Here is a 13,769-nt window from a genome sequence, read left to right as displayed (position 1 = left end):
CGACCTGTTGCGGTGTTCTCGGGGCCGGTCCTGGGCATCTTCGATACCGTCGCCCTCCGCGCCGCGGAAGGGGACGGAAGGGGGAGGGGAGAGAAAGGGAGACAAGGGGAGAGAAAGGGAGAGAAAGGGAGAGAAAGGGAGAGAAGGGGGAGGGAAGGGGGAGGGAACATGCGCACTTCGGTGCGGATATGGCTGGTCGTAGGCGTGAGCCTCGTCCTGTCGGCCTGGACCGCGGCGACCGTGCTGAGCGGGGCGTCGGCTCTGGTCGTCGCTCTGCCGATGGTCGGGACGGTCTGGATGCTGATCGTCCTGGACAGCGGATACCTGCTCGGCCGGCAGTGGGCGCACCGTCGCCGACGCCGGGTCGGCCGACCGCAGCGTGCGGCCTGGACCCCCGCCCCGGAGATACGCCGGCCGATCGACTACCCGAACGTTCTCCCGCGCCCGGCGGGCGACACCGTGGTGGACCGGCAAGGCCGGTTCCGGGCGACCGGCATCCGTCTCGCCGTACTGCCCGCGCTCGCGGTGACGTGCCTGACCGTTCAGACCGTGTTCCTCGAGCACGGCGGCGACCTGGGCCTCGGCTTCGTCCTCGCCGAGTGTCTGCTTCTCGTCTCCATGGTCTGGACGGTGTGGACCAGTCAGGAGCCGTCCCAGCCCTGGGTCACCAGCCGGGTCAGAGCCGAACTCTTCCGCCGCGAGATGTTCCTCCTGCTGGCAGCCGTCGGTCCCTATCTGGGGCGGACCGACAGGGAAGCCGAGCAGGTCCGCGACGCCCGGCTGAGCCTGCTCGCCGCCTCGGGCCCGGCCGACCTCAGCGCGTTCGCCCGCCTCTGCGACCGGGGTTCGGACGGCGCGGAGAGCCATTGGCAGGACGCCGTCCGGCTGCGCGGGGACGGGGGCGTGCCCGTCGCCGACGCCGAGACCTCCGAGCGGATGCGCACCTATCTCGACTATCGCATCAGGCGGCAGAGCCTGTTCTTCGAACTGGCCGCCGGCGCCTGCGAACGTACCGAGGACCGGCTCGGCAGGACGGCCAAGGCCACGATCCTGGCGGCCGTCGCCGTCGCCGTCGCGTACGCCGTTCTCCTCCAGTCGGGCCGTGGCGGGGACGGGCCGTCGGGGACCTCGGCGGTCGTCGCCCTGCTCGCCGCCGGGCTCCCGCCCCTGTGCAACATGGCCCTGGCGGTACAGAACCTCTTCGCCTCGCAGCGGCTGGCCGCCTCCTACCGGGAGACCCGCCAGGAACTGCTCGGGCACGAGAACACGCTGCGCCGTCTGCTCGCCGAACCCGCCGGCGCCGAACTCGCCGTCTCGTTCCGCTCGCTGGTCGTCCGGGTCGAGTCGACGCTCACCGAAGAACTCCGCCGCTGGCGCATCATCGTCGCCAAGACGGAGTTCGAGGCAGGTTTGTGAGACTTGCCCGCACGGTGACTGACGATGGATCACAATCGGCTCCGTGGGGGACGTGTTCATCAGTCACAGCGCCCGGGGCGACGCGTTCGCCGTGGCCGTTCTCGAGAAGATCGAGGAAGGTCTCCGGGGCAGGGCCCACACCCCGCTCGTGGACCAGTCGGACATCGACCCGGGCGACGAGTGGCGGCCCCGGCTCGTCCACTGGCTCGCCCGCTGCGACGCGGCCGTCGTGCTGCTCAACGAGGCGGCCCTGCGATCCCACTGGGTGCGGCGCGAGGTCAACATCCTCATGTGGCGCAGGGCGCTCGGCGCACCCCTGCTCGTGGTGCCCGTACTGCTGGACGGCCTCACGACCGGGGCCGTGAAGAAGGCGGGCCTGGAGGAGCTTCGGCCGATCCAGTTCGCGCGCACCGCGCAGGGCGACCAGCAGGATGCCGAGAGCCTCGCCGACCAGGTACTGGGACGCTTCGCCCGGCTCCCCCGGGCGGCCGCGGGCAAGGACCCGATGAGCAGTTGGCTCGACCGGCTGGCCGTGTATCTGTCCGAGGCCCGGAAGCAGCCGAAGCTACTGGCCGAGGCCGCGAGGGAGCTCGGAGCCGAGCAGGACTTCCGTGCGCACGTCGCCGCTCAGCACGGCGACTGCCTCTTCCTGGCCCAGCAATTCCTCGTGGCCCCTCCCGAGCGGATGGAGAAGGCCCTCGACGTCCTTGCTCCGTCCCTTCAGGACCAGACCATCCGCCGGTTGACCGGCGCGCTGACCGCCACCTGGGTCAACGAGGAGGCCGCCCGCAGCGCCCTCCCGGCCCCGGACAAGCCGCCGCGGGAGATGACCCTCCTGCTCAACGCCTTTTCGCACGGCACGGCCGAACAGTACATACGCCGGGCCACGTGCAACGCCATCCACGGCTTCGAGACGAAGTCGGTCGGAAGCCTGCCCACGGGCGAGGACCGGGTCGGTGAGCGGTTCCGCACATGGGAGGACGCGGTGTGGAAGGAGTTCTTCGACGCCGACACCGAGGAGGAGCGGATGTTCCCGAAGGACCTCACCACCCGCACCCACTACCTCGTCATCAACGAGTTCCGCCCACCCGACGCCGAATTCGCCGAAGCCGTCAACCTGCTCCACCGCGCCTTCTCCTGGCTGATCGTCCTGGTGACCACCGGTACCGCGACACCCGACGACCAGGTCCGGAGCGCCTTCAAGAACGCGGTTGTGCTGGAACCCCTGCTCACCGCGGAGGACGAGAAGACGGCGAAGCTCCGCGGCAAACGCCTCAGACAACTGCCCGACCTCCTCGCCGGCACGTACTAGGAGCCCTCGTGACCAGATTCGTCTCTCATGGGCCAGATCCGCGGGACGGCAGGATCTACGACCTGTCGCAGGAACTCCGGCTCGCGATCGACGTCGCTCTGGCCACCGACCGACCGCTGCTGCTGAGCGGAGAACCGGGATCGGGCAAGTCCTCCCTGGCCCCGTTCTACGCACGCGACAAGCACCTGCGGTACTACGAACACGTCGTCACGTCACGGACCCAGGCCACGGACCTGCTGTGGACGTTCGACAGCGTGCGCAGACTGGGGGACGCCCAAGTGCACCGCGACAGGCTGAACGACGGCGTGTACGTCAACCCCGGTGTCCTGTGGTGGTCGCTCGCCCCCGAGTCCGCCCGTACCCGCGGCGGCCTCCTCAAGGACGTCCACCGGCATCAACCCGACCCGCTGGACCGGTTCCAACAGGAGTACTGGACCAGGAGGGCCGTCGTCCTCATCGACGAGATCGACAAGGCCGACCCGGACGTCCCGAACAGTCTGCTCGTACCGCTGGGCTCGCAGGAGTTCACCATCGCCGAGACCGGAACGCCCGTCCGGCGCGAGTCGGGCGTCGACGCCCCGCTGATCGTCATCACCACCAACGGGGAGCGGCAACTCCCGCAGGCGTTTCTGCGTCGCTGTGTCACGTTCACCCTGCCCGCCCCCACCCGGGAGAGCCTGGTGCGGATCGCAGGGCTGCATCTGGAACACGCGGGCGTGCCGCTGGACGAGCAGACCCTCGCCCTCGTCGGCGCCCTCGCCGACGAGCTCATCGACGTACGAGAGAACGGGCGGCTCGGGCGCGAGCGGGCGCCCAGCACCGCCGAGTACCTGGACGCCCTGCGAGCCTGCCGTGCGCTGGGCGTCCGTCCGGGGGACCCGCAGTGGCTCCTCGTCCGCAATCTGACGCTGGTCAAGTCCCCACAGCAGGAGGGGTGAGGCGATGCGTTCGCAGATCTGGGTGGGTGACGCCGTCCGTGCCCTGAAGGTGGCGCGGACCCCCGGCGAACAGGCGCACGTCCTGGAGATGCTGGGGTTCGCCCCGGCGGTCGTACCGGCCACCGACCGCGGCACGCCCTTCGCCGCCCCCGACGGGTCGCGGACTCCCGTCGAAACCCCCCGTCAGGAACGGGACCCGGAGCCCGATCACGAGCCGCCGCCGAGTCCCGCCGACGACGACGGGACGGAGACCGTCGACGTGACGGAGGAACTGCCGTTGCTCCGCCCGACCCGCGTCGAGCCCGTGCAGGCGCCGCGTGAACCGGTGGAGCCGCTCGCGAGGCCGACGTCCGAGCGGGCCCCGCTCCCCCATCAGCCGCTGTTCGTTCCCGCCTGGACCAGCGCCGTCCTCAGGGCCATGATCTCCCGGCGGGTGCCCGAGGGCGCCGTGGACCTCTCGTCCCTCGTCGACACCCTCGCCCACGGCCGCCCCGTCGGCCGGCTGCCCCGCCTGCCCGTGCCCACGATGCGCTACGGAGTCCAGGTCCTGGTCGACCGAGGCACCGGAATGCAGCCCTTCCGGCGCGACCAGAACCACCTCCTCGAACGCATCCGTGCCGTGGTCGGCCCCTCTCTGGTCGAGGTGGGCTACTTCTCCGGCGCCCCCCAGCGCGGCACCGGGCCCGGCGCACGCTGGACGCGCACCGCCTACGCTCCCCCCGAGTCCGGCAGGCCCGTCCTGCTGCTGTCGGACCTCGGTCTGGGCGGACCCCCCGACGACCCCCAGCGCGGCGCCCGGGAGGACTGGGAGCACTTCGTCGGCCTGGTCACCCGGGCGGGATGCGGCGTCGTCGCGCTCTCCCCGTACCCGCCCCGCCGCTGGCCACGATGGATGACGAGCCTGCTGCCACTGGTCAGTTGGGACCGTACGACCACCGCGGCCCGGGCCGCGGTGAGGCTGCCGTGACCGGACCGCTGGGCGAACTGTCACAGGAACTGCCGCCGGCGCCCCCGCCCGGCGCGATGGAACTCGCCACGGTGCTGAGCATCGCGACCCGTATCGAACCCGAGCTGATCCGCGAGGTCAGGCTCCGGCTCCTGCCGCACCTGGACGTCGGCGCCGAAGCCGACCTCTGGTTCTGCGACTGGGTGGGCGCCCGCACGCCCGAGGCCGTCGCGCTGCTCCCGGAATGCCTGCCCTACCTGCGCGCGGGTCTCGTGGACAAGCTGGAGAAGGAGCCGCGGCTACGGGAGATCGCGAGCATCGTCAGCGAGTTCCACCACGACCTGTCGCCCGCGCTGCTGCTGGAGGAACAGGTCACCTGGGACAGCCTCAGCGGGAACGCCGAAGGCGCGACCCAGCACCTCAACCGTGCCCTGCACTCCCTGGTACGGGAGAACCGGTCCGGTCTGGCGGGCTGGTTCGCGGAGGCACAGCGCCGGCTGCCCTCCGAGACCCTCTCGACCGCCACCGCGTGGAGCCTCGCCAACGCGGCCCGCCCGCACGTTCCGTCCCTCGACCCCGGCACGGCGCCCGAACTCACCCTCACCACCGTGTCGTCCATCGCCTCGGCCGTCGGAGAAGCCCCGCTCGGCGTCCTGCGCGAAGGAAGGACGCTGCTGCTGGGAAAGGTCCGGGGCAGGGACGCGGCGGCCGTCCTCGTCCCCGACACCTCCCCGCGGGTGGTCGAGATCACCGCGGGCTCAGCCGTCCGCACGGTGCGCGTCGACGCGGCCGAGGTCGTCCGCCTCGACGTGGGGACCGGCCCGGTCGGCCTGCGCACCGGCGCGGGGCAGGTGTACGTCATCGACGAACCCGCCCCGGCCACGCCACGGCCGGACGCGTCCGAGTACGAAGCGCTGAGCGAACTGATCGGGCCCGACGTGGACCCCGAGTTGGCGCCACGGCTGACGCAGGCGATCCGGGACCTGCGCGAGCGGTACCACCACCGCGCGGGCAAACCCGATGACCTCCTCGCGGCCCTCGCTCTGGCGACGCATACCCTCGAGACCGGATACGAGCTGAGAGAATTCCCCGAACTCGGCTGCGAAATCGCGGAAACGCTGTATCTCCACGGCCTTCGCTTCGGCTCACGGAATTCGCTTGAACGCGCCGTCGGCGTCGTAGTGCTCATGACCGGCGTGGTGTCCCTGGAGCAGAGCATGCGAGCCGACACCGTCCTCGGGGCCGCCCAGCGCGAACTCTTCCACTACACGGGTGACCTCTCCTACCTGCACCAGGCCGTGGACGCCCTCGCCACCCGGGAGATCCGACTGCGGGGCGGCACGATCGCCACCGGACGGCTCATCTCGGAACTTCTCGACACCTACGTGGTCCTCCATACGGTCCGGCCACGCGAGAACGCCCTGCGTCGGGCCATGGATCTCATGGACTCGACGCTCGACTCGACTTCCGACCGGGAGACTTACGCGCTGTCACTCGCCCGGGTTCTCGTCGCCTGGTACGAGGCGGAGGGAGATCCGGCCGACCTCGACCGGGCCGAAATCCTGGTAGCGGAAGCCGCGCCCCCGCAGGAGCCCCGATCCGTACTGGCCGAGCGGGCGTCCGTACTCGCCTCGGTGCATCTGGCCCGCTTCTGGAGGGACGGTTCGCAGGCCGCTCTCCACGCGGCGCTGCGGCAGAGCCGCTCGGCCGTCAAGCTCAGTCCTGAGAGGGACATACGGCTCCGTCCCCGGCTGCAACACGCTCTGAGCGACGTCCTGCGGGTGGGCTCCGCCGTGCTGTCGGAGCAGGCGGATCTCGACGAGGCGGTCACTCTCGCCGAACAGGCGGCCAGATCCCTGCCGACGAGGTCCGTCTGGAGAATGACGGCGCTCATCAGCCTGAACCGCTGCCTGCTCGACAGCTTCCGCCGGACCGGAGACGTGTCCGCACTCGACCTCGCCGTCGACGCCTCCCGGGAGGTCGTCTCCCAGTTCCGGCACCACCCGGACCTGCCCTACCGGCACACCGCACTCGTCCAGCAAGGCGAATGCCTGGTCCTGAGATACCGGGCGACCGGGGACAGCCAGTCGCTGAGCCAGGCCATCGAGAGCTTCAGGTCGACCAGGGAGGATCTCGTCGCCCTCGGCCCCGCGGACCATCTCGCACGGACCGCCGCCTACGCCTCCGCCCTGCTCGAACTGCACACACTCGACTCGTCGCGGACGGACCTCACCGGCGCCCTGGCGGAGTTGGACTCACTCCTGCAGTACGGCGACGGTGGCATCGACCGTCCGCTCATCGATCCAGAGTCGTCGTCCGTGCTCCTGGCCCGCGCCGCGTTCATCTCAGGCAGACCGAAGACGTCGTACGCCTCCCTCCGCCGTGCGGCCGACAGAGCGCAGGAGGTCGCTGTCCGCCGGTACGCCCTGCCGCTGCAACGTCTCTGGGCCGGACTCCTCTGGGGAAGTCTGGCGGTGCGCCTCAACCTGCCCGAGGACGTCGTACAGAGCTACGAGACCGTCGCCGACCTTCTCCCGCTGATGCTGCTGGCGTCCGGCCGTGACCACGCGGACATCGTCAGGGCCTGGGAGAAGCTGAGCGGGGAGGCCGCCGCCTGCGCCATCGAGGCGGGGGCGCCGGAACGCGCACTCGAGTTCCTGGAACAACGGAGTGTTCTCCTGTCGGCCTGGCGTCAGGAATCTCCTGTGGAGGTGCACCGGCTGCGGGGAGCCGCGCCGGATCTCGTCGCGGAGCTCCGTCGGCTGTGGGCGCTCCTCCATCTCTCCCCCAGGCCGATCGCATCACGGATCCACCGGCTGCAAGCCTCGGTTCAAACCCGGCTGGACCAGCTCGTCACAGAGATGCGTGCCGTTCCCGGTTTCGGGGACTTCCTCGCCCCCGTACCCGCTCACCGGCTGGTGGCGGCTGCGAGCGAAGGTCCCGTCGTCGTTCTCAGCACGGCCGCCCGCCGCTGCGACGCACTGCTCGTGACCCGCCAGGGGGTGTCGTCGCTCCCGCTGCCCGAATTGAGCCCGGCCGCTCTCAAGAACCAGACGAACAGTTATCGGGCCGCGATGAGCACCGGCCCTGCGCCACAGGATCAGCACGTGGTCTGGCAGATACTCGAATGGCTGGATCGAAGCACGGTGGGGCCTGTCCTCTCCGCTCTCGGGCTGGGCTACGGGACCAGCACCGGCATCCCGTACCCCACCACAGAGAGTGCGGCGGCGAACGACGCGGTCTGGTCCGACATGCTGCCACGCATGTGGTGGTGTCCCACCAGCCCGTTCACCATGCTCCCCCTCCACCTGGCGGGGCAGCATTCGAGGTCCGCCATGGACTACGCGGTTCACTCCTACACCTCAAGCCTTCAGGCGCTGACGACCGCACGAACCCGCGAAAGGCACTCGGGCCACCAGCCTGTCCAGCCGATGCTGCTGGTCCTCGCGGACGACGACCTGCCGTACGGGGCGAGGGAGATCGACGCAATCCATCGGCTCCTCCCGCACGCCCGCGTCCTGCGCGGCACGCAGGCCGCCGGTGCGAACGTCGCGGCGCACCTCGCCGACCACCCGTTCTTCCACTTCGTCGGCCGCGCCCGTCTTCACGAGGGCGTCCCCCAGCTGGGATTCGGCACCGACGGCGCCGACGGAGCACTGGCCTATCTCTCGGTCCGCGAGTCGAACGGCGGCGATCAGGGCTTCGAGAGCGACGGATGGACCTTGGCCACCGCCTTCCAGACCGCCGGCTTCGACCACGTGATCGGGCTGCCGGGATGGAGTGCGGACGCGGCCGTCCACGACTTCGCGCACTCCGTGTACGTCCTGCTCCTGGGCCCCGACGGACGGCTTCGTCCGGAGGGCTCGGCCCGCGCCCTGCACCAGGTCGTGCGGACGTGGATCGCCCATTCCGCCGAGCACGCGCTCGCTTTCGCCGCAGTCGTGCACCTGGGCCCCTGATAATGGCGGGCCGGAGCGGAAACGGGGGCCGGATGGAAGACGACGGACGCATAGCCCTGCTCATAGGCGTGGGCGAAAACCCGGGGGCGGAGCACCGTCTCCCCTCCCTGGCGGCGACGGTGGACGCGGATCTGCGTGTCCTGAGCGCCTCCCTGCGGGGCAGCGGCTACGTGGTCGAGACCTTGTCGAATCCCACCCGGAACGAGATCACCGAGCGCATCTCCGAGCTGTCCGGGAACGTGCCGGCCGGCAGCACGCTGCTCCTCTACTTCACCGGGCACGGCGTCCGGATCGGCACCACCGACTACTTGGTGCCCGCCGACGCCCGCGCCCCCGCCGACGCCGACGCCGACGCCGACGCCGATGCCCACGCCGACGCCGACGCCGAGGACGGCGACCCCGCGGCCGGGTGGGAGCAGCCCCACGTACGGGAGTCGCTCCTCGAAGCCGACATCAGCCGGTATCTCGCCAACTGCTCGGCCGGCACCGTGCTGTGGTTGATCGACGCCTGTCGTCGGGCGGAGAGCGAAGAAGGCGGCGGATTCGGCAGCAACGTCGTCAAGGGGCCCCCGCACAGCGGCTTCGCCATGATCACGGGCTGTGGCCCGGGTGAGCGCAGCGGCTTCGCGGAGACGGGCAGTTTCTTCACGTCGTCGCTCGCGCGGGCCTTCGACCCGTTGACGGAGGCCACGACGGTGGAGCAGGTGTACGAGGCGACCAAGCGGGAGACCCACGCGCTCGCGCTCCGCGCGCCGGCCGGGCCACAGAGGGTCGTGATCCACTACGGGACCGATCTGGCGGAGGCGACCAGGTCCCTGGAGGTCGCCCGGGGCAGACGTCTGCTGGAAGCCTGGCAGGACGCCGTGCGCACACCGGCGCTGTGGGAGCGGGTGCCGGAGGCCGACACGGAAGCCGTGGCCCCTCTGCAGGACTGTCTGTCCGCTCTGGCCGCGCAGGCCGCCCGCCACGTCCACCTCGCCCAGGAACGGCTGCCCGATCCCTGGGCCGACGACGAGTATCCGGTCCGCCTGCTGACCGACCGGCTCCCGCTGCTCCTGCCCAAGGGCGCGGAGCTGTCCGCGCTGGAGGTCACCGCGCTGATCGCCGGCGTCCTGCTGCACGAGGCGGCCTGGGCCGACCGGCTGAGCCAGGCCGCCGAGTTCCGTCCGTACCGGGTCCGGCGCGACGACCAGGCCGGCGAGCAGCGGCGGCACTACGAGCAGATCACCGAGCACTACCCGCAGATCACCGAGAAGCTCACGGACTGGTACCGGTGGGCGACGCATCCCACGGACGACCGGCACGCCGTCGTGCTGTGGCTGGTGCACCGGTGGATCGAGGAGCGGTTCGCGACCGACGAGGAGGCGGTGCCCGCGGCCCTGGCCGACGGCTTCGTGGCGCGGCTCCTCGACGTGGCGCCGCCCGCGGCGGGCGAGCGGCTCGGCGGCCGGGCGGGAACCCTGTCCGCCGCCCTGCGCGCGGTCGCCGCGGGCCTCGTCCTGGGGGCTCCGCCGGACGATCAGCGGCTGCCGCCGGACCGTCACGTCGTCCGCAGGACACCGTGGCGCCTGCGCGTACGGCCGCTCGCCGCGCTGCTGCGGCTCGCGGGGCTGCTCGCCTTCGACGCGCGATGTCTGCCGGAGGTCCTCGCCGAGCATCTCGCCGTGTCCGATCCGGTGGTGCCGCGCGAGGTGGTCACGGTGCTCCGGGACGCCTTCTGGGACCTCGACCAGGACGGTGACACTCCCTCGTATCTCCATCTGGACGCCGTCTGTCCGCATCCGGCGATCCATGCGGCGCTCGCCTCGGTCGTCGAGGACGCCGACGACCTCGGCTACACGCTGCGGGAGTCGGCCCGCCACCTGCCGCAGGTCGAGGCCGCACTGCTGCGGGGACTCCCCTCGCGGCTGTCCGACCACCGGCTGCGGCCGGACGGCGAGCGCGGCAGGAGCGCCTACGACGTGCCGCTCGCGCGTTTCTCGCTGGCGCAGACGGAGATCCGCCGCCTGCTGATGGGCGAGAAGCTGTACGACGGCGAACCCGAACTCGCCCTGCGGGAGCTGTACCAGAACGCCATGGACGCCTGCCGCTACCGGGAGATGCGCGTCCGCTACCTGCGGGGTCTGGGCAAGGAGCCCGCGCAGTGGGCCGGCCGGATCCGCATCGAGGTGGGCGAGGACGCCAGCGGGCGCTATGTCGAGTGCGTGGACAACGGGGTCGGCATGACCGTCGACCAGCTGAAGAACACGTTCACCCGGGCCGGCCGCCGCTTCGACCAGTCGCACTCCTTCCGCCGGGAGCAGGCCGCGTGGCTGCGCCACGACAGAGCGCTGCGGCTGTACCCCAACAGCCGGTTCGGCATAGGCGTCTTCAGCTATTTCATGCTCGCCGACGAGATGACGATCGTCACCCGGCCGGTCGGGACGGACGGACGCCCGGCGGAGCGGGCGCTGCGGGTCGAGATCCCGGTCAGCGGCAGTCTCTTCCGGGTGCGTGAGGACGACGGGCGCGACGGCGCCGCGCTGCCCGAGGGCGGCACACGGGTCCGGTTGCATCTGCGCCGTGCGGGGGCGCTGGGCGAGGACTCCGCCGTGTCGGTGCTGCGGTCTCTGGTCCTGCTCAGCGAGTTCCGGCTGGAAGTCCGGGGCGAGGACGGCGCCGAGGAGGTCTGGCTTCCCGGACGCCTCAAGTCCGGAGAGGGGCCGCGCGCGGTGTCCGCCGAGTCCGCCCACGAGGCGGTGCCGGGCACGCTGTGGTGGGTCGGGGGCGACGGGGCGATCGTGTGCGACGGGATCGCCACCGACCAGCGGACCTTCGGGTACGTGCTCAATCTGTCGGGCGCGCACGCGGGCGAACTCAGCGTCAACCGCAAGAAGCTGGAGAGCTACGACGTCCGGTGGGCCCGCCGGCAGTTCCGGCAGGGCGCCCACGTGCTGCCCGCCGAGGCGAGGTTGAGCCTGGCCTGGCTGTGGGACATGGAGTCCCGCGAGCCCTCGATCGCGCGCATCCTGTGGAAGGCCTGGCGGGGGCGAGGGGTGCTCGCGTCGGACGGTCACGGCCGGACGGCGAACCTCGACGAGGTCGGCTGGTTCAAGCTGGACGCCTCCTTGAACAGCCGGACGGGGCGACGCGAGCAGGAGACGCTCACGGACATGGTCCGGCCCTGGCGGTCGGCCGCCCTCGGGCCCGAGTACCGGACCCGGAAGGAAGCGGCGCCCCTGTCCCTCGCGGGCCACCCCGTGCCGCAGCCGGGCTGGTCGGACATCGCGGCGAAGGTCGACGGCGACTGGCGCACCGCGGTCCTGGTGGCCCACGAGCAGAAGACGACCGTGGCGGAGGTGCTCCGCGCGGCACGGGGTCTGCGCATCGTGCATCCGCGGCTGGCGGCGCCGGCCGTCCACGGCGGCGGCGACCTGGACTGGAAGCCGGACTTCACCGACTGGTGCGTCGCGACCGGGCTCCTGGGCAGTGAACCCGATCCGCTGGACGGCCTCGCCATCACCGTCTGGGGGCAGCGTCTGCCCAAGCGGCGGGCCGCCGACGAGATCTACTACCGGCACGCGCCCGAGGACCTGTCCGGCATCGCCCGTGCCTCCGCCAAGTACCGCACGCCGCTCGGCGAGCTGGCCGAAGCCTGCGCCCGGTACGCGCCGTTCGTGGAGAGGCCGCTGCCGCCGGCGCCGGACCGCCATCGCGATCACGTCTGCACCGGCGAGGAGCTGAGGCTTCTCTACCTCCAGGAGGACAAGCAGCGCTGGCGCCCGGCCGTTCACCCCTGGGACGTACCGGTGGTGGCCGCCGCGACGGGCCTGGACGCGGGCGAGGTGCGGCGGCGCATGGCCGACTTCGCCTGGCTGGGCCGCCCGGTGCCCGACGCGGTCCTGACCGCCCGGTGGGACGCCGTACCGGCCGAGGTGCTCCCCTTCCTGCGCCACTACGTCGTCCACGGCGCGGACGGCCGCCCTGTGCTGCCGTGGGCGGCCGCCGTCGAACTGGCCGGGGAGTGGGGGATCTCCGTAGGGGAGGCGGAACGCGTACTCGCCCGCGAGGCGAAGTCCGTCGGACTGGTCCACCGCCGGCGCTACACCAAGCGCTCGGCCGCACGGGACCTGGTCCCCTCGCCCGAGACGGGCCAACTCGTACGGTGGCTGCACGACGCGGACATCCGGCTGGAGGGCGGCGTCTCGCTCCGGGACCTCGCGTTCGTCCGCTCCCACCAGACGTCGTGGGAGGAACTGTCCTGGTTCGCGGAGGAGCTGAGGGACGCCGGGGTGGATCTCCCGGACGCGGCAGGCCTGTTGCGGGCCTGGGACGACCTGCCCATGCCCAGCAGATACGCGTTCTCCGGGGAGGATCCCAGCTGGGACGGCGCCGACTATCCCGTGCCGGCGACCTCGGCCGTGCTGTTCACCGGAAGCCAGCGGCTGCGGCAGAAGCTGTCGGTCCTGTGGGACACCGCCCGCCGGGAGGCCCGGAACCTGGGGCTGAGCGCCGATCTCGTGGCCCCGCGTCCGCCCAAGGAGTTGCGGAAGTACAGCCCGAGCTGGGAGGAGACGGCGGCGCTGATCGACCAGGGCCCGCACGAGGAGGTGGACTACGAGTGGTTCGAGACACCGCACTGGGTCCCGCTCACCGCGCGGCGGCTCGTGGACTACGCCCGCGCCCGTCATGTCGGCGTGGGGGCGGCGTACCGGACCCTGGCCCCCCTGCGGGCCGTGGGCGCGCTCGTACCGGAGCTGTCCGGCGAGGCGGTGGCCGCTCTGCCGGACGACGTGCCCACGCTCCACGACGCCGTGGCGGTCGACCCGGCCCATCGCGTCTCCCCGCCCGGATCCCCGCTGCTGCCCCTCGACCTGGTCGGCATCGCCGGCCGTCTCGGCGAGTCGGTACGGCACACCTGGCAACGGCGTGTCACCCCCTACCTCGCCCTGGAGGGGATACCGCCGTCGATCACCGGCGTACCCGACGTCGTACCGGGCTGGCAGGACCTGGCGATCCTCTCCGAGCGCCTCGACGGAAGACTGCCCGCCCTGACCGGCCCGGTACGGCAGGACCGGATCGAGCACTGTGCCCGGGCGGTGGGTGAGCCCCCGGAGTGGGTGCGCCTGCGCCTGGAGCTGTACGCGGACATGTTCGCGCTCCGGTTCGAGCCGAGCCCTTGAGTCCCTGGGTCCAGGACCGCGTCATGTCAGGGTCGG

General features: G+C 71.6%; 6 protein-coding genes. All 6 read left to right on the top strand.

Annotation, left to right across the window (positions count from 1 at the left end):
- The first annotated feature begins 168 nt into the window (after positions 1-168).
- Genes OG562_RS22390 through OG562_RS22365 form a run of 6 tightly spaced genes read left to right on the top strand, consistent with a single transcriptional unit; the run spans position 169 to position 13,733 of the window.
- Entirely contained in the window at positions 169-1,416 is a 1,248-nt protein-coding gene (locus OG562_RS22390) for a hypothetical protein (RefSeq protein ID WP_266400507.1), read from the top strand.
- Positions 1,417-1,459: 43 nt separating this feature from the next.
- On the top strand, positions 1,460-2,728 hold the full coding sequence (locus OG562_RS22385) for a toll/interleukin-1 receptor domain-containing protein (protein WP_266400504.1): 1,269 nt from the start codon (positions 1,460-1,462) through the stop codon (positions 2,726-2,728).
- An 8-nt stretch (positions 2,729-2,736) separates the two neighbouring features.
- Entirely contained in the window at positions 2,737-3,666 is a 930-nt protein-coding gene (locus tag OG562_RS22380) for a MoxR family ATPase (RefSeq protein ID WP_266400501.1), read from the top strand.
- Between the two features lie 4 nt (positions 3,667-3,670).
- Positions 3,671-4,633 carry a hypothetical protein gene (locus OG562_RS22375; RefSeq protein WP_266400498.1) on the top strand — a complete coding sequence of 321 codons (963 nt, stop codon included), beginning with the start codon at positions 3,671-3,673 and terminating at the stop codon, positions 4,631-4,633.
- On the top strand, positions 4,630-8,571 hold the full coding sequence (locus OG562_RS22370; protein WP_266400497.1) for a hypothetical protein: 3,942 nt from the start codon (positions 4,630-4,632) through the stop codon (positions 8,569-8,571). Before OG562_RS22375 ends, OG562_RS22370 begins: the two co-directional genes overlap by 4 nt.
- A 32-nt stretch (positions 8,572-8,603) precedes the next feature.
- Entirely contained in the window at positions 8,604-13,733 is a 5,130-nt protein-coding gene (locus OG562_RS22365; RefSeq protein WP_266400495.1) for a caspase family protein, read from the top strand.
- Positions 13,734-13,769 lie beyond the last annotated feature (36 nt).

Source organism: Streptomyces sp. NBC_01275, from assembly GCF_026340655.1.
Classification (GTDB): Bacteria; Actinomycetota; Actinomycetes; order Streptomycetales; family Streptomycetaceae; genus Streptomyces.
Note: the sequence above shows the minus strand (reverse complement) of the source record. Positions and strands in the feature narration are given on the sequence as shown.

Coding starts and splice junctions, on each gene's coding strand:
- OG562_RS22390 (WP_266400507.1), top strand. CDS start 169: ATGCGCACTTCGGTGCGGATATGGCTGGTCGTAGGCGTGAGCCTCGTC.
- OG562_RS22375 (WP_266400498.1), top strand. CDS start 3,671: ATGCGTTCGCAGATCTGGGTGGGTGACGCCGTCCGTGCCCTGAAGGTG.
- OG562_RS22365 (WP_266400495.1), top strand. CDS start 8,604: ATGGAAGACGACGGACGCATAGCCCTGCTCATAGGCGTGGGCGAAAAC.